Source organism: Monashia sp. HAY1-11D (assembly GCF_056868035.1).
Map to the genome: position 1 here is coordinate 4,382,576 of NZ_CP200320.1, position 23,780 is coordinate 4,406,355.

Sequence of the window (23,780 nt, forward strand, 5' to 3'; positions counted from 1 at the left end):
CGATGGCCGTCGCCGTCGTGCGGGCGCGCAGGTCAGTCGCGCGTCAGCTTGCGGTAGGTGACCCGGTGGGGACGAGCCGCCTCGGGACCGAGGCGCTCGACCTTGTTGGCCTCGTAGGACTCGAAGTTGCCCTCGAACCAGTACCAGCGCGCCGGGTCGTCCTCGGTGCCCTCGTAGGCGAGGATGTGCGTCGCGACCCGGTCGAGGAACCACCGGTCGTGGGAGATGACGACGGCGCAGCCCGGGAAGTCGAGCAGCGCGTTCTCGAGCGAGCCGAGGGTCTCGACGTCGAGGTCGTTCGTCGGCTCGTCGAGCAGGAGCAGGTTGCCGCCCTGCTTGAGCGTGAGCGCGAGGTTGAGGCGGTTGCGCTCGCCACCGGACAGGACGCCCGAGAGCTTCTGCTGGTCCGGGCCCTTGAAGCCGAACTGCGACACGTAGGCGCGCGACGGGATCTCGACCTGGCCGACCTTGATGTGGTCGAGGCCGTCGGAGACGATCTCCCACAGGTTCTTCTTCGGGTCCAGGCCCTCGCGGCCCTGGTCGACGTAGGAGATCTTCACGGTCTCGCCGATCTTGACCTCGCCGGCATCGGGCTGCTCGAACCCGACGATGGTCTTGAAGAGCGTCGACTTGCCGACGCCGTTGGGACCGATGACGCCGACGATGCCGTTGCGCGGCAGCGAGAAGGACAGGTTGTCGATGAGGACGCGGTCGCCGAAGCCCTTCCTCAGGTTGTTCACCTCGATGACCGTCGAGCCCAGGCGCGGGCCGGGCGGAATCTGGATCTCCTCGAAGTCGAGCTTGCGGGTGCGCTCGGCCTCGGCCGCCATCTCCTCGTAGCGGGCCAGGCGGGCCTTGGACTTGGCCTGGCGACCCTTGGCGTTGCTGCGGACCCACTCGAGCTCCTGCTTGAGGCGCTTCTGCAGCTTTTGGTCCTTCTTGCCCTGGACCTGGAGCCGCTCGGACTTCTTCTCGAGGTAGGTCGAGTAGTTGCCCTCGTACGGGTAGAGCCGGCCGCGGTCCACCTCGGCGATCCACTGGGCGACGTTGTCGAGGAAGTAGCGGTCGTGGGTGACCGCGATGACGGCGCCCGGGTAGGACTCGAGGTGCTGCTCGAGCCACTGCACCGACTCGGCGTCGAGGTGGTTGGTCGGCTCGTCGAGCAGCAGCAGGTCCGGCTTCTGCAGCAGCAGCTTGCACAGGGCGACACGGCGGCGCTCGCCACCGGACAGGTTGGTGACCGCGGCGTCCGGCGGCGGGCAGCGCAGCGCGTCCATGGCCTGCTCGAGCTGGGAGTCGAGGTCCCAGGCGTCGGCGTGGTCGATGTCCTCCTGCAGCTTGCCCATCTCGGCGAGCAGCGCGTCGTAGTCGGCGTCGGGGTCTGCCATCTCGGCGGAGATCTCGTTGTAGCGGTCGAGCTTGGCCTTGATCTCGCCGGCGCCCTCCTCGACGTTGCCGAGGACCGTCTTGTCCTCGTTGAGGGGCGGCTCCTGCAGGAGGATGCCGACCGTCGCACCGTTGGCGAGACGGGCCTCGCCGTTGCTGGGCTGGTCGAGTCCGGCCATGATCTTGAGGATCGTCGACTTGCCCGCACCGTTCGGACCGACCATGCCGATCTTCGCGCCGGGGTAGAACGACATCGAGACGTCGTCGAGGATGACCTTCTCGTTGTGCGCCTTGCGCGCACGGGTCATGGTGTAGATGTACTCGGCCATGCGCAGAAGGCTATCTGCCGCACCGCGCACGACCGAATCGGTGCCGCCCGGGTGACGGCGCCCCGCCGGCGCGTGCTCAGGCAGGCACCTGCTCGACGTCGTAGTCGTCGGTCTCGGGGTCACCGAGCAGCGAGGCCCCTGCCTCGAGCTCACCGGTCACGACGCCGTTCTCGTCGACGCCGGCCGGACGCTCCTCACCGGACAGCTGCTCGAGCGCGCCACGCACGTCCGGGTCGGAGGTGCGGTCCTGGCCCAGAGCCGCCGCCCGGCTCACCCGCTCGAAGACGGCCCGGCCCCACCCGAGGTCGTGCCCGATGTGGTCGGCGTCGATCTCGGTCGCCGTGCGCTGCTGCCCGTCGGCTCCGACGTACTGCTTGACGGAGACGTTGCCCTCGACGATGACCGGCTGTCCCTTGCGCAGGGAGGCGGCCGCGTTGGCGGCGAGCGCGTTGAAGGCGATGACGGAGTAGAAGCTCGTGTCGAGGTCGGCGAACTTGCCGTCGGCCGTCCGGCGGAACGGTGTCGTGGCGATGCGGAAGGTCGTGAAGACGTTGCCGTTGCGACCCTGTCGCTCGACGGGGTCGCTGACGACGTTGCCGTGGACGGTGATGCGGGTCTCGTTCATGGGCCTGCTCCCTGCTCGGTCCGGCCACGGGGCCGGCTCGTTGACGGCGGGCGGCGGCTTGCCACCCGCGACCACCGTGCCGCGAACCGGTCGACCGCGCCGAGCCCCGAGCAGCGGCCTGTGGACGAACACCCCTGCGGGACAGGGGGTGTGGACCACCCTCGCGTCGTCAGCGCGCCGCGGCGTCGAGCTGCTCGCGGGTCTCGCGGTGCCGGGCGAGCACCTGGTCGACCGGGACGAGGACCCGGTCGTCCGCGACGGTCGCGACGGCCTCGGTCAGGCGCGCCGCGACGATCCGGCGGCGACGGCGCGCGCCGACCTGCGCCCACGCCCTCGAGGCCGCACCGAGCACGAGCCCGAGGACGACCCCGCCGACGAGCAGCACGAGCGGCAGCGGGAGCACCCACCACGTCGGCGCCTCGGGCCGAGGCAGCTGGAGCAGGCCCATGACCCAGAGCACGAGGTACCACACGAGCCCGGCGACGGCGCCGATCCCGAGCATCCACTGCAGGACGTCGACGAGGAACCACCACGCCGGGCGGCGGCCCCGCAGCGGAGTGTCGAGCAGGGCCCGGTCGAGGGCGTCGGCGAGGCCGTCCTCGCCCTGCCGGACCGCGTCCTCGGCGGCGGTGGCCCAGCGGACGGGCAGCTCGGCGGTGGCGTCGCGGACGAAGGATCGCGTCGCGAGGTCGACCGCCGAGACGGCGGCAGCGGTGGGGGCGGGGACCGAGGACCGGCCGAGCACGGCGCGCACGTCCTCGCCGCCGATCTCGACGGGGATCGGGCGCGCGCCGGCCCGGTCGAGGCGCAACCGGCGGATGGGGTCGGGCGTCAGGGACCGGCTCCACCGTGCGAAGAGCCACGCCGTGTGCCCGAAGGCCTCGCGGCGGTGGTCCCGCTCGACGGCGTCGAGGACCACGGGCACGCCCGCGGCCCTCGCGAGGGAGGCGTCGAGGCCGGCACGCGGGAGGCGGCCCACGTCGGGCTCGCGCTCGGCGACGCCCCGGCGCAGGGTGGTGGCCGCCGCGACGACGTCGGCGCTCAGGCGCTGGCGCGCGGCCGCGTGGCCGGCGACGGCGTTGGCGATGCGCTGCCTGAGCTCGGGCAGGCCCTGGCCGGTGACCGTCGAGGTGGCAAGGACGGTGGGGCGCCGGACGCCGTCGGCCTCGAGCAGCCTGGCGAGGTCGGTCGCCAGCGTCGCGGTCGCTCCTTCGGGCAGCCGGTCGACCTGGTTGAGCACCCCGAGGGTCACCGCGCCGTGGTGCGACAGGTGCGCGACGAACTCGTCGTGCAGCCGGGCGTCGGCGTACTTCTGCGGGTCTGTCACCCAGACGAACACGTCGACGAGGTCGAGGATCCGCTCGGCCTCCTGCCGGTGGGCCTGCTCGCGCGAGTCGAAGTCGGGCAGGTCGAGCAGGACGAGCCCGTTCAGCGACCCGAGCGACGCGAGCGACCCGAGCGACCCGAGCGACCCGGAGGCCTCGGCCTCCGCCGTGGCACCGACGCCCTGACGGGCCTTGACCCCGAGCCAGTCGAGCAGGCGGGTGGCGTCGGCATCGCCCCAGATGGCCGCGGTCGGCGCCGAGGTCGTCGGCCGCCGGGCGCCGATGGTCGCGACGTCGGCGCCGACGAGCGCGTTGAAGAGGGATGACTTGCCACTGCCGGTGGCGCCGGCGAGGGCGACGACCGTGTGGTCGCCACCGATGCCGGAGCGTTCGACGGCGCGGTCCACGACGTGCCGGGCCCGGTCGGCGTCGGTGCGGTCGAGCTGGTCACCGCCGGCGAGGATGGCCTTCGACAGGGCCGTGGTCCGCGCGGCGAGCTCGGTGGCGCTGACGCGGGTGCCCTGGGCGCGGCCCATGCGGATCGGGCTCATCGGGCGTCCTGCACCGCTGCAGCGGCCTTCCGGAGTGCGGTCGCGTGGTCGGGGTCGAGCTGCACGGTGCTGACGGCTCCTTCGAAACGGGTCTGCTCGGCGGCGTACAGCGACTCGACGCGCTCGACGAGCTGCTCCCTCGCCTTGCGGGCGAGGTCGCGCACCGCCTGGTCGCCGAAGACGGCCTCGAGCAGCTTCTGGCCGACGACGGCGGTCCCACCGGCGATGCCGAACTCGGCCCCGGTGATCCCGGCCGTGCTGGCGAAGGTCACGAGCATGAGCACGACCCCCAGCCCGTTGACGCCGTAGGCGAGGATCCGCGCGGTGGTGCGCCGGTCGCGGCCCTCGTTGCGCACCATGGTGAGGATGTCGCCCTGCCAGTCGCGCACGAGCCGGGCGATGCGCTCGTCGACGTCGGGTGCCGAGCGCTCGAGCCCCGGGTGCGAGGCGAGCAGCTGTGCACCGCCGGGCAGTCCGCGCCACGCGCGCGTGGTCGTCGTGGCGGCCACCTCGGCGCGATCGGCGACGAGCGCCGCGACGCCCGACTGGAGCGCGTCGCCCAGCTCGTCCGCCTTGGCCGGACCGCCCTTGAGGAACGCGGCGAAGCGGTCGCGGACGCGCGACACGGTGGACTCGACCTGGCGGAAGAACTCGCCCGTGCCGACGAACTCCTGCCAGCGGGCGAGGACCTCGCCCCGCAGCAGGCTGCCGTCCGTGACACCGTCGCGCACCGACTCGACGGCGAGCCCGTAGGCGCTCGACGCCGCCGCGACGAGGGTCTGCCCGGCGTCGCGCTGCTCGTCGAGGGCCGCGACGACGGAGTCGACGCGGGCGGTCAGCACGTCGAGCGCGCCGTTCAGGGTCTGGCGGACGACGGCGGCCCGGGACTGTGCGTCGCCGGCGAGCGCGGCGAGCCAGCCCTTGACCCGTTCGGTCTGGTCCTCGGGAAGCAGGCCGTCGCGCAGCGGCGACTCGACGATGGTGAAGATCGGCGCGCCACCGAGGCCCTGCTCGCGCAGCATCGAGGCCAGGTGGGTGCGGATGTCGTCGACGGCCTCGCGGGCGACGCGGTCGAGGACGATCGCGACGGACGCCCCGCGCTCGGACGCCTCGCGCAGCAGGGCCCACGGCACGGCGTCGGCGTAGCGCGCGGCGGTCGTGACGAAGATCCAGAGGTCGGCGGCGGCCAGCAGCTGGGTCGCGAGGTCGCGGTTGGCCTCGACGACGCTGTCGACGTCGGGCGCGTCGATGACGGCAAGGCCCGCGGTGACGGCGTCGGTGGGGACGAGCCGCAGCGCCCCCGGACCGTCGGAGGCGTTGTGCCGGCCGGTGATCCGCGCGAGGCTCGGCAGGATGCGCGGCCCGGCGAACCACCGCTCGTCGTCAGGATGGTGCACGAGGACGGGCGAGCGGGTCGTGGGACGCAGGATCCCCGGGAGGGTCACCTCCTTGCCGACGAGCGAGTTGACGAGCGTCGACTTGCCGGCTCCGGTCGACCCGCCGACCACGGCGAGTAGCGGCGCGTCGAGGGAGGCGACCCTCGGGATGACGTAGTCGTCGAGCTGGGCGAGGAGACGCCGGCGCGTCAGCCGCGCAGCGTCGGCGCCCGGAAGCTCGAGCGGGAAGGTGACGTCGTCCAGGGCAGCACGCAACGCGCCCACCGCCGAAAGAAGGCGGGCATCACCCACCCCTGACTCACCTGCCACGTCCCAATCCTCCCGTGTCACGCCACCACATCCAAACCGGACGAACGGCGTGTTCCGGACGCGCGGTCGATCCCTTGTCGACGCCGCAGGTCGAGCCGACCGAGTCGACGGAGCCGGCCGAGCCGGCCGAGCCGACCGCCGAGGACCCTGCGGGGTCCGCGCCCCCGGCAGGACTCGAACCTGCGACCAAGAGATTAGAAGGCTCTTGCTCTATCCGCTGAGCTACAGGGGCACTGCCCTTGCGGGCGCCGTCCAATGATAGGCATCCGGAGGCGAGAGCCCGATCGCTCAGGTGACCGGTGAGCCGACGAAGGCGCGGCGATGGGCGGTGATCGCCTCGAGGAGGACGAGCTTCGCGTCGCTGGGCATCGGCCTCTGCCGTGCCGTGGACGAGCCGCGACCGCAGCAGGGCGAGGTCGCTCGCGCTGTCCTGGAACGCCTCCATCGACCGCTTCGCGGGACGGCCGCCGCTGCGGCGGGCCCACTGCCGGGCGGCCCGACGCAGCCGCAGCTGGGACAGCATCGTCACCTCGGCGTGGGTCAGCCAGCCGGCGTCGGCGTACGGGGACAGGTACTGGCCGATGAGCCGGCCCTCTCGGCGGCGCAGCCACACGAGGAAGCCGACGAAGGCGAGGAAGAGCGGCACCTGGTAGGTCGCGTAGGCCTCGAAGAACCCGTCCATGCCGGCGAGCGCCGACAGGTTCCACAACCCGTGCAGGACCATGGCGCAGACCCAGCCGACGACGACGGCGACGACCCGCGTGGCCGGACGCCGGGCCGACACCGCGATCCCGATGCCGATGCCGGTGAGCGAGGTGAACAGTGGGTGCCCGAACGGCCCCATGAGGCCACGGACGAGGAACGTCGCCGTCAGGCCCTCGTTGCCGTACTCGTCGTAGGCCTGGCCGAGGTAGAGGATGTTCTCGCTGAAGGCGAAGCCGGCGCCGATGAGCCCGGCGTAGACGATGCCGTCGACGATCCCGTCGAACTCCCTGCGCCGCAGCAGGTAGACGAGCAGGACGCCGAGGCCCTTGAGGGTCTCCTCGGTGACCGGTGCGAGGTAGACGGCACCGGTGGCGAGCGGGTCGGTCCAGCGCGCCTCGACGAGGATCTTCAGGCCGAACGTGTTGAGGAAGAAGGCACCGACGACCGCCACGAGCGCGCCCCAGAGGAACGCGGACACCTGGTAGCGCACCGGCTCGGCCTCGTAGCGGTCGAGCCAGAGGTAGGTCGGGACGATGACGAACAGCGGGATGATCGCCGTGAGCGCCGACGTGATGATGACCTGGGCGGTGAGCCGTTGGCCGAGGATGCCCACGAGGACGAGCAGGCAGACGAGGAACACCGAGCCCACGACGCCGACGGTCAGCAGCGAGCGCAGCACCGGGCGCCGCGTCGGGTTGCGTGCCGGGCTCCACTGCGGCCCCGTCGTGACGTCCCCTGAGGTCATGGCGGAAGGCTAGTGCAGCGGCGACCGTGGCAGCCGTGCCGCGTGCACCGCCGTGGGCCTGGGCGGCGAGCCTCTATGGTGGTCCGGTGAGCGAGACCAACCACCGTGCCATCGCGGACCGCATCATCTGGGTCGACTGCGAGATGACCGGGCTGTCCCTCCAGTCCGACGCCCTCATCGAGGTGGCGGCCCTCGTCACGGACTTCGAGCTGAACCAGCTGGGCGAGGGCGTCGACGTCGTCATCCGTCCCCCGGACGAGGCCCTGGAGCAGATGGACGACTTTGTGCGCGACATGCACACGACGTCCGGGCTCATCGAGGAGCTCGACCGGGGCGTGACGGTGCGCGAGGCCGAGACCGTCGTCCTCGACTACGTGCGCACCTTCGTCCCCGAGCCGCGCAAGGCCCCGCTCGGCGGGAACACCGTGGCCACCGACCGCGGCTTCCTCGCGCGCGACATGCCCGTGCTGGAGCAGTACATGCACTACCGCATCATCGACGTCAGCTCGATCAAGGAGCTGTCCCGACGCTGGTACCCGCGCGTCTACTTCAACGCGCCGAAGAAGTCCGGCGGCCACCGAGCCCTCGCCGACATCCGCGAGTCCATCGCCGAGCTGCGCTACTACCGCGAGGCGGTCTTCGTGCCCCAGCCGGGGCCCGACAGCGCCACCGCCAAGGCACTCGCGCAGCCCCACGTCATCCAGCACTGACCGTCCCGCGAGCGGGCCCGGCACTGCCGACCGGGTGGTCACGAGCACCCTTTGGGGCCGTGTACGATTGGCGTCGCTGTCCCACGACGCCGAGCCTCCGGGCCCGGCTCGTGGCATGCATGGTGGGTGTAGCTCAGCTGGTAGAGCACCTGGTTGTGGTCCAGGTGGTCGCGGGTTCAAGTCCCGTCACTCACCCCGGCCAGAGGGCCCCGCACCGTCGGTGCGGGGCCTTCGCCGTGTCGTCGCCGTGTCGTCACGGCCTCGCCGTCACCGCCCGCAGAGGAGCCGCGCCGCGACGAGGTCGCCGTGGATCATCAGGCCGATGTCGGTGCGGCGCCGGTGCGACTCGCTCGATGCCGTCGTCACGGCGACGCGGTAGGCCGCGAGGTCGTCGGCGAGGTTCTGCGCCACCTCGCGGACGTCGTCCGACGCCGTCGACCGCGCCACGCCGAGCGCCCGGCCCCGCGCGGCGTCGACCGTGCCAGCCGTACCCGTCGACGAGGCGGTGGCGGCGGCAGCCACGACGGCGCCCATGGCGGCGCAGTCGGTGGCGGACGGGCCGGCCACGCGCGACGCCGAGGTGCTGCCGACCGGCCCGGCACCACCGGCCTCGCGGGAGGCGCCGTTGGCGACGACGGCGCTGCCCAGGGCCAGCCCGGTCGCGAGGAGGACTCCGGTCAGGTGGCGCCGCCGACGGACGGCGCTCGTGGTCGGGCTCATGGGGTCACCCCGTTCTGGGTCGCGGGCTGGTACTCGTACGCGCCCCGGTCGTCGTAGGTGCGCACGCCGACGCCCGTGTCGACGGTGGCCGGGTCGTCGACCCGGGGGCGCGAGGCCGCGTCGGTCGTCGGTTGGCCGGGAGCGCCGGAGTTCGCCGAGTCGATGGCGGGCGAACCGGGCTGGAGCGTGAAGTCACCGCCGGCGGGGTTGGTCAGGCCCGGGGCGGCCTGCAGCCCCCGCGGCTCCTGACCGCTCGCGGCCTGGAAGGCGGCCAGCGAGGTGTAGGAGGTCGAGCCCCACACCATCATCGTGCCGGCCACGCTGAGGTTGACGAGGTCGAAGTCGACGCTCGTCCCGAGCTGGGAGGTGGCATCGACACGGATGTTGCCCCTCGTCCTCGGACACTTCACCGTCCCGCCGGCGCCGTCCGGGCACCCGATCGCGTTGTCGACGGCGACGTTGTCGGCGATCGTGAAGCCGCTGGCCGTGCCGGACGGGACGCCCTCGAGGTTGATGCCGGCGCTGACGTTCCCGTAGACGGTGTTGCCGACGATCGAGCTGCCGGTGACGCCGTAGTTGTCGATGCCGTGGTCGCCGGTGATGCAGCCGGCGGTGTTGCCGGTCGGCGGGGCGCTGCAGTTGGACATCGACGCGGTGCTGAAACCCATGTTGTGGTAGCTGACGTTGTCGACGATCGTGTTGCCGTCACCGCCCGGGTAGGACTGGATGCCGGAGTCCTCGTTGTCGTGGACGCGGTTGCCGCCGACCACGTTGCCCCCAGAACGCAGGTCGATCCCGACGGCGTTGCGCACGTAGCCGTAGGCGTTCCAGGAGACCTCGTTGCCCGTGAGCTGGTTGCCGGTCGAGCCGTTCGTCACGAAGATCCCCGACGCGGAGTTGTCGGTCACGAGGTTGCCGCTGACGACGGACCCGGTCATCGAGTTGAGGTACATGCCGTACGCCGTGTACCCCTGGACCCGCTGCCCGGACCTCTTGATGGTGTTGCCCGACAGCGTCAGGCCCGTGGCGTTGTAGACGTAGACGGCGTCCTTGCTCGTGTCCTGCATGGTGAAGCCGGACACCGTGAGCCAGCTCTGGTTGCTGATCGTGAAGGCGTGCTTGGGCCCTGAGATGGTCACCGTGGCTCCCGCCGCCGGGCGGAAGGTGATCGGTGACCCTTGGACGCCGGAGTGCCAGGGGAAGACCTCGTCGGTGTACGTGCCGGTCGACACGAGCACGGTCTGCCCCGCGACCGCGACCTTGGCGGCCTTGGCGATGGTGCAGTAGGGGACGGTCGCGGTGCCGGACCCCGTGTCCGAGCAGCCCGCGCCCCCGACGTAGAGGTAGGTCGCGGCTCCGTCGGCGGCGCCGAGCGGTACGGCGGCCAGCCCGAGGGCCGCGACGAGGACGCCCGCCCCGAGCGCCGCCCGGTGCCGTCGGGACGATCCGTGCCTGAGTGTCTCCGAACGTGTCATCGCGGATCCCTGCCTCCGTCCCGCGTCCTGCTCCCCTGTCCTCCCAGTGTCGCTGCTGGTCGCGTCGGACACTCGTCCACGGGCTGGAGCACGCTCTACGTCAGATGGCGTACTCCGCTGCGACCGGCGTTCGCGCACCGCCGGGGCTCGGCCCCCGGCCCGGCCCCTGGGGGGTCGGCTCGGGCGGCGGGACACGCGACATCTCGCGCGATCTTCCGGGATGTTCTCGTATCGGGGCACCGGCGTTCGTGGAACCGGTGAGCAGTGGCCGCCGTGCCGCCGAAGAGGACCCCGGCAGGGTCCTCGTCCGGACCGAGAGGAGTGGAAGCCATGACGGAGTACCTCATCGCCTTCAACGACGAGTGGGTGCAGGAGCACACCGAGGACGAGATCAGGGCCAAGGGGGTCGCCAGCAGGGCCGTGGTGCGCGAGATGCAGGAGCAGGGTGTGCTCATCTTCACCAACGGCGGCCTCGACGCCGACACCGCGATCTGCAGCGTCGTGGCGCACGAGGGTCGACCCGTGTTCACCGACGGCCCGTTCGCCGAGACGAAGGAGCACCTCGGCGGCTTCTGCGTCGTCGACGTGCCCGACGACGAGACGGCGCGCTACTGGGCCGGACGCCTGGCCGTGGCCCTCGACTGGCCGCAGGAGGTCCACCGCTTCCGCGGTGCCGGCATGGCCCGCACCGAGCCCGCGCAGCGGGCCTGAGCGGTGGCGCGCCGGCGCGGAGTCCCCTCGAGACGCTCGTGGGGCGCTGACGGAGCCGTGACCGACGCGACCGCCGATGCAGCCCGGGCGCTCACCCGGGCCCACCACGAGGAGTGGGCCCGGGTGGTGGCCGGCCTGGCCCGGCGCTTCGGCGACCTCGACGTCGCCGAGGAGGCCGCCGCCGAGGCGTTCGCGAGGGCGGCGGAACGGTGGCCGGGCGACGGTGTGCCGCCCAACCCCGGCGGCTGGATCACCACCACCGCCACCCGAAGGGCGATCGACCGGATCCGTCGCGAGTCCCGACGCTCCACCAAGCACCAGGCGGCCCACATGCTCCACGACGACTCACCTGCCGAGCCGACCGGTCCCGTCGAGGACGACCGGCTCCGGCTGTTCTTCACCTGCTGTCATCCCGCGCTGTCGGTGGAGGCCCGGGTGGCACTCACCCTGCGGCTGCTCGGCGGCCTCACGGTCGGCGAGATCTCCCGGGCGTTCCTCGTGCCCGAGACGACGATGGCGCGGCGGATCACTCGCGCCAAGGCCAAGATCGCCGCAGCCCACATCCCCTTCCGCGTCCCGTCGGCCGCCGACGTCCGCGACCGGCTCGACGACGTGCTCGCGGTCGTCTACCTCGTCTTCAACGAGGGCTACCTCACCGGCGAGGGCGAGGACCCGGTCCGCGTCGACCTCATCGACGAGGCGATCCGTCTCGGCCGCCTGCTCCGTGCGCTCCTGCCGGACGACGGCGAGGTCGCCGGCCTGCTCGCCCTCATGCTCCTCACCGACGCCCGACGGTCGGCGCGCGTGTCGGCCACCGGCGAGCTGGTCACCCTCGACGAGCAGGACCGGGGCACGTGGGACCGGGCCCTCATCGCCGAGGGCGACGCCCTGGTCCGCGAGCGGCTCGAGGTCGTGGCGGCCGGCGGCGAGCGGCCGGGGCGGTACCAGCTGCTGGCGGCGATCAGCAAGGTGCACACCGACGCTCCCTCCGCGCGCGACACGCAGTGGTCCCACGTCGTCGCCCTCTACGGGGCGCTGGCGGCCCTCGACCCCTCGCCGGTCGTGCGGCTCAACCGGGCGGTCGCGGTGGCCGAGGTCGAGGGCCCGGCGGTCGGGTTGGCCGAGGTCGACCGCCTCGCCGAGGTCCTCGACCGCTACCACGCGTTCCACGCCGCGCGCGCCGACCTGCTGCGCCGGCTCGGCCGCGTCGACGAGGCGCGCGCAGCCTACGACCGGGCCATCGGGCTCACCGGCAACCCGGCCGAGCGCGCCTACCTCGCCCGCCGCCGCGACCGGCTGGCCGGCTGAGGTGCCGGCGGGCTCGGCCGAGCCGCGCCCACGCCCACCCCACGCCCAGGCCCGACGAGGCTCGACCGGGCTCCGCCGAGCCCGGTCGAGCTTCACCGAACGCACTGGGTCAGCGCCGGCCGGCGGTCTCCTTGCGGTGCTGGGCCAGACGCAGCCAGGTCTCCACGACGGTGTCGGGGTTGAGCGACATCGTCTCGATGCCCTGGTCGAGCAGCCACTCGGCCAGGTCCGGATGGTCGCTCGGGCCCTGCCCGCAGATGCCGACGTACTTGCCGCGCTCGCGGCACGCCGTGATCGCCATGGCGAGCATCTTGCGGACGGCGGGGTCGCGTTCGTCGAAGGACCCGGCGACGAGCGAGGAGTCCCGGTCCAGGCCGAGGGTCAGCTGCGTCATGTCGTTCGAGCCGATGGAGAACCCGTCGAAGTGGTCGAGGAACTCGTCGGCGTTGACGGCGTTGCTCGGCACCTCGCACATCATGACGACCTGGAGGTCGTTCTCGCCGCGAACCAGGCCGTGCGAGGCGAGCAGGTCGATGACGCCCTTCCCCTCGGTGACCGTGCGCACGAACGGGATCATGATCTTGACGTTGGTCAGGCCCATCTCGTCACGCACGTACTTGAGGGCCTCGCACTCCATCGCGAAGCACTCGGCGAAGTCGGCCGACAGGTACCGGGCGGCGCCGCGGTAGCCGATCATCGGGTTCTCCTCGTGCGGCTCGTACCGCTCGCCCCCCAGCAGCCCCGCGTACTCGTTCGACTTGAAGTCGGACATCCGCACGATGACCGGCTCAGGCGCGAAGGCCGCAGCGATGGTCGCGACCCCCTCCGCGACCCGCTGGACGAAGAACTCGCGCGGCCCGGCGTAGGCCGCGATCTGGGCCTCGATCTCGGAGCGCACCCCCGGCTCCTGGTCCTCGAGCTCGAGCAGGGCCCGCGGGTGGATGCCGATCTGCCGGTTGATGATGAACTCGAGGCGGGCCAGCCCGACGCCGTGGTTGGGCAGGCGCGCGAACTCGAAGGCCTGCTCGGGCGTGCCGACGTTCATCATCAGCTTGACGGGCAGGTCCGGCATGTCGTCGAGGGCGGTCTCGGTGACGGTGAACTCGCGCAGCCCGTCGTAGACGAACCCGGTGTCGCCCTCGGCGCAGGACACCGTCACCTCGCGGCCGTCGGCGAGGTCCGTGGTCGCCGAGCCGGTGCCGACGACGGCGGGGATGCCGAGCTCACGGGCGATGATCGCGGCGTGGCACGTGCGCCCACCGCGGTTGGTGACGATGGCGCTGGCGCGCTTCATGATCGGCTCCCAGTCGGGGTCGGTCATGTCGGCCACGAGCACCTCGCCGGGCTCGAAGTCGTGCATGGCGTCGATCGAGCTCAGCACGCGCACCGCCCCGGCGCCGATCTTCTGGCCGATGGCGCGGCCCTCGACGACGACCGGCCCGCGCTCGTCCATCCGGAACCGGCGCAGCGTCGAGCCGGACTGGCGCGACTGCACGGTCTCGGGGCGGGCCTGCAGGATGTAGAGCCCCCCGTCGATGCCGTCCTTGCCCCACTCGATGTCCATGGGCCGGCCGTAGTGCTCCTCGATGCGCAGCGCGTGCTGTGCGAGCTCGGTGACCTCGTCGTCGGTCAGGGACAGCAGCGGCCGCTGCTCCTCGGGCACCGGGACGAACTCGGTCGTGCGCCCGACGCTCACGTCGGAGGTGTAGACCATCTTCGTGGCCTTGCCACCGACTCCGCGCTTGAGGATCGCGGGGCGCCCGGCCCGCAGCGCCGGCTTGTAGACGTAGAACTCGTCGGGGTTGACCGCGCCCTGCACGACCGCCTCGCCGAGGCCGTAGCTGCTCGTGACGAACACGGCGTCCCGGAAGCCGGACTCGGTGTCCATCGTGAACATGACGCCGGAGGCGCCGATGTCCGAGCGCACCATCCGCTGGACCCCGGCGGACAACGCCACGACCGAGTGGTCGAAGTCGCTGTGGACGCGGTAGGAGATGGCGCGGTCGTTGTAGAGCGAGGCGAACACGAGCTTGATCGCGTGCAGGACGTTGTCGATGCCCCGGACGTTGAGGAACGTCTCCTGCTGGCCGGCGAAGGACGCGTCGGGCAGGTCCTCGGCCGTCGCGCTCGAGCGCACGGCGAAGCTGGGCTCCTCGGCGCCTCCCCCGGCCTGCTCGGCGACGAGCTGGTCGAAGGCGCCCCGGATGTCACGCTCGAGGTCCTCGGGGAAGGACTGGTGCTCCACCATCTCGCGGATGCTTGCACCCACCTCGGCGAGGCGCCGCGTGTCGTCGACGTCGAGGTCGTCGAGGAGGGCGTTGATGCGGTCCGCGAGGCCGTCCTCGGCCAGGAAGCGCCGGTAGGCGTCGGCGGTCGTGGCGAAGCCGTCGGGCACGGACACGCCGGCCTTCGACAGGTGCTGCACCATCTCACCCAGCGAGGCGTTCTTGCCGCCCACCGACTCGACGTCGGACAGGCCGAGGTCGGCGAACCTCACCACGTTCTCGGTCACTGCAGGTCCTTCCGGTTCCGGCCCGCCTGGGCGGGCCTCGTTGTCGTGCATGGTCATTCGCTCTGTTGTTCGGTGGATGGTGCCGGCGGTCAGCCGCCGTCGCCGAGACGGCGCGTCTGCATGATGACCGCGGCGATCTCCTCGACCGACATGTTCGAGGAGTTGACGACGGGCACTCGGTGGGCCCGGTACATCGCCTCGGCCCGGCGCAGCTCGTAGCTGCACTGGGCGAGGCTCGCGTACCTCGAGCCGGGTCGCCGCTCACCGCGCACCTGGCTCAGGCGGGCGGCCGTCGACAGGAGGCCGAAGCACTTGCCGGCGTAGGCGCGCACCGGGCGGGGCAGGTCGCTGGACTCGAAGTCCTCCTCGACGAGGGGGTAGTTGGCGACCTTGATGCCGTGCTGCAGGGCGAGGTAGATGGATGTCGGCGTCTTGCCGCATCGTGAGGGCGCGATGAGGATGAGGTGGGCCTGCTCGAGGTTGCGCATGCTCTGGCCGTCGTCGTGCTCCATCGCGAACTCGACGGCCCGCATCCGGGCCTCGTAGCGGCCGAGGTCGCCGACGCCGTGCAGGGCTCCGACGTGGTGGGCCGCGTTGACGTGCAGCACCCGCTCCACGGTGGCCAGGTGCGACCCGAAGAGGTCGATGAAGGCGCACCGCGTCTGCTGCAGCTCGGCGCACACCTCCTCGTCGGACACCGTCGAGAACACGAGGGGCGTCACGGTGTCGGTCATCGCGGCGTCGAGCTCGGCGACGACCTCGCGGGCCCGCTCCACCGTGCGGATGAAGGGGATCTTGCGCCTGACGAAACCCACGGTCGGGAACTGCTGCAGCATCATGTTGCCGAGGGTCTCGGCCGAGATGCCGGTGCCCCCGGCGAGGAAGAAGGCGGGCGTGGGTGGGGGGATCGCCCCTGGTGCCGTCGCAGGCGTCGTCGGTGAGGCCACGGGGCCACTGTGGCACAGCGGCGGGGTGGGACCGCCATGCGCGAGACGATACGGACGCTTTCCGGGTAAGCCCGAGCATGGTGGTCGGTGGCGGCGTGACGCACCTCACGGGCAGCGGCCCCGGCCGCCACGGGGGCGTCCGACCCGGCCCTGATCCGTGCTCAGCGCCGATTTTGTCGCGAACGACTCGCGCTGCTAACGTTTCCCCTCGTTGCGCCGCTAGCTCAATTGGCAGAGCAAGTGACTCTTAATCACTGGGTTCGGGGTTCGAGTCCCTGGCGGCGCACCATTGATGCAGGTCAGGAGCCCGGCCCTTTGGGCCGGGCTCTACTGCTGTCCCCGTCAGGGTCCCGCGCAGCCAAGGGCAGGCCCCGGGTGCGCGCCGAACCGCCCACTCCTTAGCGGCGGCTCTTCCGGCGGATGCCTCGACGTCGTCGCGGGCCAAGTGCCGACACCTTCAGCTCGGCCATTGTCTGCCCCAAGATTGCGCTCGTCCCCTCGCGAGACGCCTACTGATGGACGATGGGCGCTCGGGGCCACGTCGCTCGTCACCGCGTGCAGGCGCGGCCCCACGAGGAGGGTTCCCCCGGGACGGCTGGCATCTGCTGCGAAGGACGACCATTGACTTCCGCATCGCAGAAGTTACTATCCGCTGGACAGAAATCTGCGAGGAGTTGAGTCATGCCTACCCGACCCGCCAGGAACCCCACCGCCGCCCCGGACCCCGCCGCGACCATGCAGGCCGGCGCGACGCCGCTCGACGTCACGGCGCTCGCCGACGAGCTGGACGAGCGTCTGAGCGCCGCCGACCGTGACCTCTCCGAGCGCTTTCCCGGGCCCGCGGCCGGCCGGCAGCCGGTGCACACGGTGTACGTCCCCGCGGACCGGTACGACGCCCGGCTCGCGACGACGTGGGGCGCGGCGGCGACCGCCGCCATCGACTCGAACGCGGCTGCCTTCTCGTCGGTCGTCGACGACACGCAGACCGAGGAGGCGGTGCGCCGCAAGCTCGCGACCGAGCCGGTCGAGGACCTCCGGATCGACTTCGAGGACGGGTACGGGGCGCGCCCCGACGACGAGGAGGACGCTGCGGTCGACGCCGCCGCCGACGAGCTGCTCGCGTCGCTCGAGCGCGGTTCGGCTCCGCCCTTCACCGGCATCCGCTTCAAGTCGTTCGAGGCCCCGACCCGCCGCCGGGGGCTGCGCACCCTGGCCCGCTTCGTCGAGCGCGTGTGCGAGGAGGGTTCCCTGCCACCGGGGTTCGTCGTCACCCTGCCCAAGGTGACGAGCGTCGAACAGGTGGAGGCGATGGTGGTGGCCGCCGAACGGCTCGAGTCCGCGCTCGGGCTGGGCACGCCGCTCCGCTTCGAGATCCAGGTCGAGACGCCGCAGGCGATCCTCGGACCCGACGGTACCTCGCTCGTCCCGCGCATGATCCATGCGGCAGCCGGTCGGTGCACGGGACTGCACTACGGCACCTACGACTACTCGGCCTCCCTCGGCATCGCCGCCGCGCACCAGGCCATGGACCACCCTGCCGCCGACCACGCCAAGGCCGTCATGCAGGTCGCCGCGGCCGAGACGGGCGTGCGGCTCTCCGACGGGTCGACGAACGTCCTCCCGGTCGGCAGTGCCGACTCGGTGGCCGCCGCCTGGGCACTGCACCACCGGCTCGTGGGCCGCTCCCTCGCGCGCGGCTACTACCAGGGCTGGGACCTGCACCCGGCCCAGCTGCCGACACGGTACGCCGCGGTGTTCGCCTTCTACCGCAGTGGATTCCCCGGAGCGGCCCGCCGCCTGGCCGACTACGTCGCACAGCGCGACTCCGCCTTCATGGACGAGCCCGCGACCGCGCGCGCCCTCGCCGACTTCGTGCTGCGCGGCATCGACTGCGGCGCCCTGGACGCGGACGAGGCGGCCACTCGGTGCGGCATGGACCGCGCGGCCCTCGCGCAACTGGCCCGCCGCGCCTGACCACAGCGGTCGGCCGCCCACCTCGCTGGTCGCGCACCACGGCGCACGGCTGCGCCCGGCACGCGAGACGGGTCCGCCGGACCGTTGACGGCACGGGACAGCCACGCCTACCCTTCCATTATTCGATAATTTGATTCCGCATCTCGGAAGTCATAGACCGGAGCCGCAAGACCGCTCCACCGCGACCCCGACCACGGCACGCTGATGGGAAGCACCGTCGCGAGCAGAACCAGCCATCGACAATGGAGTTGAGACATGAGCATCGTTCTGGGCCCGAACCAGTACGGCAAGGCTGAGAACCGGGTGGTCCGCATCACGCGGGACACAGCCCGACACGAGATCGTCGACCTCAACGTGTCGACGTCACTGCGCGGTGACTTCGCCGACGCGCACGTGACCGGCGACCAGTCCAAGATCCTCCCCACGGACACGCAGAAGAACACCGCCTTCGTCTACGCCAAGAAGCACGGCGTCAGCTCGCCCGAGGACTACGCGCTCGCCCTCGCCGGACGCTTCCTCGACGCCGCGCCCGCGGCGACCGGGGCCCGCATCGAGGTCGAGCAGTACGCCTGGGACCGTATCCCGGTCGGCGACGGCGGTCACGACCACGCCTTCGTCCGCCGCGGCGGCGACACGCGCACGACCGTCGTCACGGTCGAACGCGCGGGGGACGCGTCGGCGGGGGCCGCGGCGGGGGCACGCACGACGCACGTCGTCTCCGGGCTCACGGACCTCGTCGTGCTCAAGTCCACCGGCTCGGAGTTCAAGGGATACCTCAAGGACGAGTACACGACGCTCGCCGAGACCGACGACCGCATCCTCGCGACGTCGCTCGTCGCCCGGTGGCGTCACCTCGGCACCGACGTCGACTGGAACAAGTCGTTCGACAGCGTCCGCGAGACGCTCCTCGAGGTGTTCGCGACCACGTACAGCCGCGCCCTGCAGGAGACCCTCCACGCCATGGGCCAGGCCGTCCTCGAGCGGCACGCGGACATCGCCGAGATCAGGTTCTCCGCGCCCAACAAGCACCACTTCCTCGTCGACTTCTCCGCCTTCCCGGACGTCGAGAACAACGGCGAGGTCTTCATCGCCGCCGACCGCCCCTACGGCCTCATCGAGGCGACCGTGCTGCGCGACGACGTGCCGGCCGCACCCGAGGCCTGGCTCGCCACCCCCGGCTTCTGCTGACCGGAAAGGGACTCGACCATGAGCACAGCTGCCACCGGGGCCACGCAGGCCCCTGCCCGGCGTCCCCGCCGGTCGCGCCACCCCGTCGACGAGGTGCTGCCCGCACCGCGGCTCTTCGTCTACGGCTTCCAGCACGTCCTCGCCTTCTACGCCGGCGCGGTCATCGTGCCGATCCTGCTCGCGAGCGCGATCCACCTGTCCACCGAGGAGCTCATCCACCTCATCAACGCCGACCTCTTCACGTGCGGCATCGCCTCGATCATCCAGTCGGTCGGCTTCTGGAAGGTGGGCGTTCGCCTCCCGCTGCTGCAGGGCGTGACCTTCACGGCCGTCTCTCCCATGATCGCCATCGGCCTCGCCGCCGGCGGCGGCACCGAGGGCCTGCTCGTCATCTACGGCGCGGTCATCGTCGCGGGCCTCTTCACCTTCCTCATCGCCCCGTACTTCAGCCGCCTGATCCGCTTCTTCCCGCCGGTCGTCACGGGCTCGGTCATCACGATCATCGGCATCGCGCTGCTGCCCGTCGCCGCGGCGGACGCCGTCGGCGGCGCCGGGCCCGACCTCAACCCGTCGAGCGGTCGCAACATGGCGTACGCGCTGGGCACGCTCGCGCTCATCGTCGTCATCCAGCGCGTCTTCAAGGGCTTCCTGGCAACCGTCGCCGTGCTCGTCGGCCTCGTCGCCGGCACGCTCGTCGCCTGGCTGCTGGGCGACGCGCACTTCGACAGCGTCTCGGGCTCAGGGTGGTTCGGCGTCACCACACCCTTCTACTTCGGCTGGCCGAAGTTCTCCGTCGCGGCCGTCATCTCGATGGTCGTGGTCATGCTCATCACCGCGGTCGAGACCACCGGTGACGTCTTCGCCACGGGAGAGATCGTCGAGAAGCGGATCGAGCGCGAGGACATCGCGCGTGCACTGCGGGCCGACGGTCTGGCGACGACGATCGGCGGCGTCTTCAACTCGTTCCCCTACACCTGCTTCGCCGAGAACGTCGGGCTGGTGCGCCTCACGCGGGTCAAGAGCCGCTACGTCGTCGCCATGGCCGGCGCGATCATGATCGTCATCGGTCTCATCCCCAAGGCGGGAGCGGTCGTCGCGGGGATCCCGCACCCCGTGCTGGGCGGCGCGGCACTCGCGATGTTCGCCACCGTGGCCGTCGTGGGCTTCCAGACCCTCTCGCGCGTGGACTTCCACGACCACCGCAACGTCGTCATCGTCGCCACGAGCGTCGGGCTCGCGATGTACGTCACGGCGCAGCCCGACGTCGCCAAGGCCGTGCCCGGCTGGGCGCAGATCATCCTCGGCTCGGGCATCACGCTCGGCAGCATCACGGCCATCCTGCTCAACCTGCTCTTCCACCACGTCGGCTCGACGCGGGGTCCGGCCGTCGCCGGCACCCCGGGCCGGCTCATCCGCCTCACCGAGGTCAACGAGATGACCCGGGAGCAGTTCGTGGACACGTTCGGGAGCCTCTTCCAGGGGCCGACCTGGGTGGTCGAGCGGGCCTACGACCAGCGGCCGTTCGCCGACACCAAGGACCTGCGCCAGGCCTTCCAGGAGGCGCTCTTCTCGGCCACCACCGAGGAGCAGCTCGACCTCATCGACGCCTACCCGGACCTCGGGGCCGAGAGCGTCGCCGGCGGTGACGAGGGTGAGGACTCACTGCGCGACCAGGCAGCGCTGGGCCTCACGCGTCTGGACGAGAAGGACCACCTGGAGCTGTCCGAGCTGACGCACCAGTACCGCGACCGTTTCGGCTTCCCGCTCGTCACGTGCGTGCGCGACCGGGACTCCTTCGCACAGGTGCTGCGTCACGGGTGGGAGCGGCTCAACAACTCGCCGAGCCAGGAGCACGCGGCGGCGCTCGTCGAGATCTCGAAGATCGCGGCGTACCGCTTCGACGGCCTCGTCGCCGACGCCAACCCGATCCACAGTGCCCGCACGCGCAGCGTCGACGTGGACCAGATGGCATGAGCCGGACCACCGACACCAGCACCTCGGCGTCCGCGGGACTCGAGACCTTCAACGACGAGCCGGTGGAGTCCCTGCGACCGCGGCTGCTCGCCTGCCTCGGCGTCGACCGCTGGGCCGACGAGGTGCTCGCCGGGCGGCCGTATGCCGGACGCGACGCGGTCCTCGAGGTGGCGGAGCGATCCGCCCGCCACCTCGACGACGCGGAGCTCGTCGCGGCGCTCGCCGGGCACCCCCGCATCGGGGAGCGGGCGAGCGCACCGGAGCACCACGCCGAGCTTCTCCCGGCGCGAGCAGTCGGGCGTCGACCCCGCCGACCGCGAGGTCGCCGCGGCCCTGGCCGCCGGCAACGCCGCGTACGAGAAGCGTTTCGACCGCGTCTTCCTCATCCGCGCCGCCGGACGGTCCGCCTCGGAGATCCTCGCGGAGCTGCGGCGTCGGCTCGCCAACGACGACGAGACCGAGCGCGCCGAGACCGTGGCCCAGCTGCGCGAGATCGCCCTGCTCCGGCTCGAGGGGGTGCTCTGATGTCGACCCTGTCGACCCACGTGCTCGACACCAGCACCGGGCGGCCGGCGCGGGACCTCGGGGTCACGCTCGAGTCGGCGTCCGGGGAGGCTCTGGGCGCCGCGACGACGGACGCGGACGGCCGGGTCGGGTCCCTCGGGCCCGACCGGCTCGAGGCCGGCGACTACCGCCTCCGGTTCGAGACCGGCGCCTGGTTCGCCGCCAACGGCACCCGCGGCTTCTACCCGGAGGTCACGATCGCTTTCACGATCGCCGACTCCGACAAGCACTACCACGTGCCCCTGCTGCTCAACCCGTACGGCTACTCGACCTACCGCGGCAGCTGACCTCCGCTCCACCACCCACCGACCCGGGCGTGCTCGTTACGTCGTAAGCCGTTGCAGCGCAACGCTGCTCAAGAGATGGGACGACGGCCTGCGGCCTCTTGACGGAGGACGCGCGTCCCCATACCGTTTTGCATATCGGAAATTCTTTTCCACATAACGGAAGTTGAGAGATGACGACGAACCAGCACCCCGGCGCACCGCTCGCCCCCGGCGGCCTGCGCTACCTGGCCAACTGCTCGATGCTGTTCACCGAGCTGCCGCTGCTCGCGCGACCCCAGGCCGCCCGTGACGCCGGCTTCGACACCATCGAGCTGTGGTGGCCGTGGCCCGAGCAGCCCGTGCCGGCCGACCGCGACGTCGAGGCCCTCGTCCGCGCCGTCGAGGATGCCGGCGTGCGTCTCGCCGGGCTCAACTTCTTCGCAGGCGACCTGGCCGGTCCGGACTGCGGGGTGCTGTCGATCCCCTCACGAGTGGGGCAGTTCCGCGACAACGTCGACGTCGCCGTCGGCATCGGCGAACGGCTCGGCGTCGGCGCCTTCAACGCGCTCTTCGGCAACCGCGTCGACGACGCGTCGCCGCAGGAGCAGGACGCCCTGGGCCGCGAGAGCATCGTGGCGGCCGCCCACTCGGCGGACCGCATCGGTGCGACGGTCCTCGTCGAGGCGGTCAGCGGGCCCAAGCCCTATCCCCTGCGCACGGCCGCGGACGCCGTCGCCGTCGTGGACGACGTGCGTGCGGCCGGCGCCCACAACGTCGGCTTCCTGCTCGACCTCTTCCACCTGGCCAACAACGGGGACGACCTCGACGCCGCCGTCGGCACCTACGCCGACCGGGTCGCCCACGTCCAGGTCGCGGACTGGCCCGGTCGCGGGGAGCCGGGGACCGGGCGCCTCGACCTCGACCGTCACCTCACCGACCTCGCTCGGCACGGCTACACCGGGTGGGTCGGGCTCGAGTACGCGCCGACGACCTCCACCCTCGACAGCCTCGGCCGGCTGGGGCTCGCCTCGACGACCGCGCAGTGAGCCGCTCCGCGCGGCCTCCCTCCACCACACCAGACCTCCCAACGATCGCAAGGAGATCGACATGACCAGCATCGCCTTCATCGGGCTCGGCATCATGGGCAGCCCGATGTCCGTGCACCTCGCCAAGGCCGGCCACGACGTCGTGGGCTACAACCTCACCCCCGACCGCTACGCCCCCCTCGTCGAGGCCGGCGGCCGAGGCGCTGACTCCATCGCCGACGCCGTCAAGGCCGCCGACGTCGTCGCCGTCATGGTGCCCGACTCCCCCGACGTGCAGGCGGTGCTGCTCGGCGACGACGGCGTCTTCGCCAACGCGCAGCCCGGCACACTCGTCATCGACTTCTCCTCGATCCGCCCCGACGTCACCGCCGAGCTCGCGAAGGAGGCCGGCGCCAAGGGGTTTCGTCTCCTCGACGCGCCGGTCTCCGGTGGCGAGGCGGGCGCCCGCAACGCCACCCTGTCCATCATGGTAGGCGGCGCGGCCGACGACTTCGCCGAGGCGAAGCCGATCCTCGACACGGTCGGCAGCACCGTGGTCCACGTCGGCGGCAACGGCGCCGGCCAGACCGTCAAGGCGGCCAACCAGCTCATCGTGGCCGCCAACATCGAGGCTCTCGCCGAGGCGGTCGTCTTCCTCCGGGCCTACGGCGTGGACCTCGACGCCGCCCTGACCGTCCTCGGCGGCGGCCTCGCCGGCTCCAAGGTGCTGGATCAGAAGCGCGACAACATGCGGACCGACTCGTTCGAGCCCGGTTTCCGGATCGACCTGCACCACAAGGACATGGGCATCGTCAGCTCCGCCGCACGTGAGGCGGGGGTCGTGCTCCCGCTCGGCAGCCTCGTCGCGACGCTCATGGCCTCCGCCCGCGCCAACGGCGACGGTGGCCTCGACCACTCCGCCCTGCTCCGCGGCGTGCAGCGCCTGTCCGGGCAGCAGCCCGCCTGACCCACAGACCCGCCCCACGGCATACCGCCGCGACACCCAGCCGTCTGCCGGGGGCAGCCACGCAAGG

The 23,780-nt window shown here is 71.8% G+C and carries 18 protein-coding genes, 3 tRNA genes and 2 pseudogenes; 13 read left to right on the plus strand and 10 right to left on the minus strand.

What is annotated here, in order from left to right:
* Window positions 1–32 precede the first annotated feature (32 nt).
* From ettA to AC1VM9_RS20260, 6 genes and pseudogenes are all read right to left on the minus strand, one after another.
* The gene (gene ettA, locus AC1VM9_RS20235) at window positions 33–1,715 is read right to left on the minus strand and encodes an energy-dependent translational throttle protein EttA (protein WP_481342862.1); all 1,683 of its coding nucleotides are present in this window, start codon (window positions 1,713–1,715) and stop codon (window positions 33–35) included.
* Between the two features lie 76 nt (window positions 1,716–1,791).
* Window positions 1,792–2,340 (minus strand): single-stranded DNA-binding protein, encoded by a 549-nt coding sequence (locus AC1VM9_RS20240; protein WP_481345811.1) that lies wholly within the window; start codon window positions 2,338–2,340, stop codon window positions 1,792–1,794.
* 169 nt (window positions 2,341–2,509) lie between these two features.
* Window positions 2,510–4,216, minus strand: coding sequence for a GTPase (locus tag AC1VM9_RS20245; RefSeq protein ID WP_481345812.1), 1,707 nt, complete (start codon window positions 4,214–4,216; stop codon window positions 2,510–2,512).
* The gene (locus AC1VM9_RS20250) at window positions 4,213–5,877 is read right to left on the minus strand and encodes a dynamin family protein (RefSeq protein ID WP_483124057.1); all 1,665 of its coding nucleotides are present in this window, start codon (window positions 5,875–5,877) and stop codon (window positions 4,213–4,215) included. The genes AC1VM9_RS20245 and AC1VM9_RS20250 overlap by 4 nt, the downstream gene beginning before the upstream one ends.
* A gap of 204 nt (window positions 5,878–6,081) precedes the next feature.
* Window positions 6,082–6,154, minus strand: a tRNA-Arg gene (locus tag AC1VM9_RS20255).
* 456 nt (window positions 6,155–6,610) lie between these two features.
* Window positions 6,611–7,372, minus strand: a pseudogene (locus AC1VM9_RS20260) (PrsW family intramembrane metalloprotease); the annotation flags it as partial.
* 143 nt (window positions 7,373–7,515) lie between these two features.
* Here AC1VM9_RS20260 and orn point away from each other — a divergent pair.
* Window positions 7,516–8,082 (plus strand): oligoribonuclease, encoded by a 567-nt coding sequence (orn, locus tag AC1VM9_RS20265; protein ID WP_481342876.1) that lies wholly within the window; start codon window positions 7,516–7,518, stop codon window positions 8,080–8,082.
* A 122-nt stretch (window positions 8,083–8,204) separates the two neighbouring features.
* Window positions 8,205–8,277, plus strand: a tRNA-His gene (locus AC1VM9_RS20270).
* A 72-nt stretch (window positions 8,278–8,349) separates the two neighbouring features.
* Here the strand turns inward: AC1VM9_RS20270 and AC1VM9_RS20275 are convergent.
* Entirely contained in the window at window positions 8,350–8,802 is a 453-nt protein-coding gene (locus AC1VM9_RS20275; RefSeq protein WP_481345813.1) for a hypothetical protein, read from the minus strand.
* The gene (locus AC1VM9_RS20280; protein ID WP_481345814.1) at window positions 8,799–10,277 is read right to left on the minus strand and encodes a right-handed parallel beta-helix repeat-containing protein; all 1,479 of its coding nucleotides are present in this window, start codon (window positions 10,275–10,277) and stop codon (window positions 8,799–8,801) included. Before AC1VM9_RS20280 ends, AC1VM9_RS20275 begins: the two co-directional genes overlap by 4 nt.
* Window positions 10,278–10,607: 330 nt before the next feature.
* On the opposite strand from AC1VM9_RS20280, the gene AC1VM9_RS20285 reads away from it, so the two are divergent.
* Window positions 10,608–10,988: a YciI family protein gene (locus tag AC1VM9_RS20285; protein WP_481342870.1), complete on the plus strand. Its 381-nt coding sequence runs from the start codon at window positions 10,608–10,610 to the stop codon at window positions 10,986–10,988.
* A gap of 57 nt (window positions 10,989–11,045) precedes the next feature.
* The gene (locus AC1VM9_RS20290; protein ID WP_481345815.1) at window positions 11,046–12,296 is read left to right on the plus strand and encodes an RNA polymerase sigma factor; all 1,251 of its coding nucleotides are present in this window, start codon (window positions 11,046–11,048) and stop codon (window positions 12,294–12,296) included.
* A 109-nt stretch (window positions 12,297–12,405) separates the two neighbouring features.
* Here the strand turns inward: AC1VM9_RS20290 and ppsA are convergent, their stop codons facing one another.
* Window positions 12,406–14,808 (minus strand): phosphoenolpyruvate synthase, encoded by a 2,403-nt coding sequence (gene ppsA, locus AC1VM9_RS20295; protein ID WP_483123857.1) that lies wholly within the window; start codon window positions 14,806–14,808, stop codon window positions 12,406–12,408.
* A gap of 89 nt (window positions 14,809–14,897) precedes the next feature.
* A complete protein-coding gene (locus AC1VM9_RS20300) occupies window positions 14,898–15,755 on the minus strand; it encodes a pyruvate, water dikinase regulatory protein (protein ID WP_481342875.1) in 858 nt (285 codons plus the stop codon).
* A gap of 213 nt (window positions 15,756–15,968) precedes the next feature.
* Here AC1VM9_RS20300 and AC1VM9_RS20305 point away from each other — a divergent pair.
* The 9 genes and pseudogenes from AC1VM9_RS20305 (at window position 15,969) to AC1VM9_RS20345 (ending at window position 23,713) form a co-directional block, all read left to right on the plus strand.
* Window positions 15,969–16,044 (plus strand) — tRNA-Lys (locus tag AC1VM9_RS20305).
* A gap of 446 nt (window positions 16,045–16,490) precedes the next feature.
* On the plus strand, window positions 16,491–17,729 hold the full coding sequence (locus AC1VM9_RS20310) for a DUF6986 family protein (RefSeq protein WP_481344691.1): 1,239 nt from the start codon (window positions 16,491–16,493) through the stop codon (window positions 17,727–17,729).
* 255 nt (window positions 17,730–17,984) lie between these two features.
* Window positions 17,985–18,917, plus strand: coding sequence for a factor-independent urate hydroxylase (pucL, locus tag AC1VM9_RS20315; protein ID WP_481342446.1), 933 nt, complete (start codon window positions 17,985–17,987; stop codon window positions 18,915–18,917).
* Window positions 18,918–18,935: 18 nt separating this feature from the next.
* Window positions 18,936–20,891 (plus strand): 2-oxo-4-hydroxy-4-carboxy-5-ureidoimidazoline decarboxylase, encoded by a 1,956-nt coding sequence (gene uraD / locus AC1VM9_RS20320; protein ID WP_481344662.1) that lies wholly within the window; start codon window positions 18,936–18,938, stop codon window positions 20,889–20,891.
* A pseudogene (locus AC1VM9_RS20325) lies at window positions 20,888–21,082 on the plus strand (hypothetical protein); the annotation flags it as partial. The gene uraD and the pseudogene AC1VM9_RS20325, both read left to right, overlap by 4 nt.
* Complete coding sequence (locus AC1VM9_RS20330) at window positions 21,033–21,416, plus strand: 2-oxo-4-hydroxy-4-carboxy-5-ureidoimidazoline decarboxylase (protein WP_483123858.1); 384 nt, start codon at window positions 21,033–21,035, stop codon at window positions 21,414–21,416. The pseudogene AC1VM9_RS20325 and the gene AC1VM9_RS20330, both read left to right, overlap by 50 nt.
* Window positions 21,416–21,742, plus strand: coding sequence for a hydroxyisourate hydrolase (gene uraH / locus AC1VM9_RS20335; protein ID WP_481344664.1), 327 nt, complete (start codon window positions 21,416–21,418; stop codon window positions 21,740–21,742). Before AC1VM9_RS20330 ends, uraH begins: the two co-directional genes overlap by 1 nt.
* 170 nt (window positions 21,743–21,912) lie before the next feature.
* On the plus strand, window positions 21,913–22,767 hold the full coding sequence (locus AC1VM9_RS20340) for a hydroxypyruvate isomerase family protein (RefSeq protein ID WP_481344665.1): 855 nt from the start codon (window positions 21,913–21,915) through the stop codon (window positions 22,765–22,767).
* Between the two features lie 61 nt (window positions 22,768–22,828).
* Complete coding sequence (locus tag AC1VM9_RS20345) at window positions 22,829–23,713, plus strand: 2-hydroxy-3-oxopropionate reductase (protein ID WP_481344666.1); 885 nt, start codon at window positions 22,829–22,831, stop codon at window positions 23,711–23,713.
* Window positions 23,714–23,780 lie beyond the last annotated feature (67 nt).

Coding starts and splice junctions, on each gene's coding strand:
- AC1VM9_RS20275 (WP_481345813.1), bottom strand. CDS start 8,802: ATGAGCCCGACCACGAGCGCCGTCCGTCGGCGGCGCCACCTGACCGGA.
- pucL (WP_481342446.1), top strand. CDS start 17,985: ATGAGCATCGTTCTGGGCCCGAACCAGTACGGCAAGGCTGAGAACCGG.
- AC1VM9_RS20345 (WP_481344666.1), top strand. CDS start 22,829: ATGACCAGCATCGCCTTCATCGGGCTCGGCATCATGGGCAGCCCGATG.
- uraH (WP_481344664.1), top strand. CDS start 21,416: ATGTCGACCCTGTCGACCCACGTGCTCGACACCAGCACCGGGCGGCCG.
- AC1VM9_RS20285 (WP_481342870.1), top strand. CDS start 10,608: ATGACGGAGTACCTCATCGCCTTCAACGACGAGTGGGTGCAGGAGCAC.
- AC1VM9_RS20340 (WP_481344665.1), top strand. CDS start 21,913: ATGACGACGAACCAGCACCCCGGCGCACCGCTCGCCCCCGGCGGCCTG.
- uraD (WP_481344662.1), top strand. CDS start 18,936: ATGAGCACAGCTGCCACCGGGGCCACGCAGGCCCCTGCCCGGCGTCCC.
- AC1VM9_RS20240 (WP_481345811.1), bottom strand. CDS start 2,340: ATGAACGAGACCCGCATCACCGTCCACGGCAACGTCGTCAGCGACCCC.
- orn (WP_481342876.1), top strand. CDS start 7,516: ATGACCGGGCTGTCCCTCCAGTCCGACGCCCTCATCGAGGTGGCGGCC.
- ettA (WP_481342862.1), bottom strand. CDS start 1,715: ATGGCCGAGTACATCTACACCATGACCCGTGCGCGCAAGGCGCACAAC.
- AC1VM9_RS20280 (WP_481345814.1), bottom strand. CDS start 10,277: ATGACACGTTCGGAGACACTCAGGCACGGATCGTCCCGACGGCACCGG.
- AC1VM9_RS20310 (WP_481344691.1), top strand. CDS start 16,491: ATGCAGGCCGGCGCGACGCCGCTCGACGTCACGGCGCTCGCCGACGAG.
- AC1VM9_RS20330 (WP_483123858.1), top strand. CDS start 21,033: ATGCCGGACGCGACGCGGTCCTCGAGGTGGCGGAGCGATCCGCCCGCC.
- AC1VM9_RS20245 (WP_481345812.1), bottom strand. CDS start 4,216: ATGAGCCCGATCCGCATGGGCCGCGCCCAGGGCACCCGCGTCAGCGCC.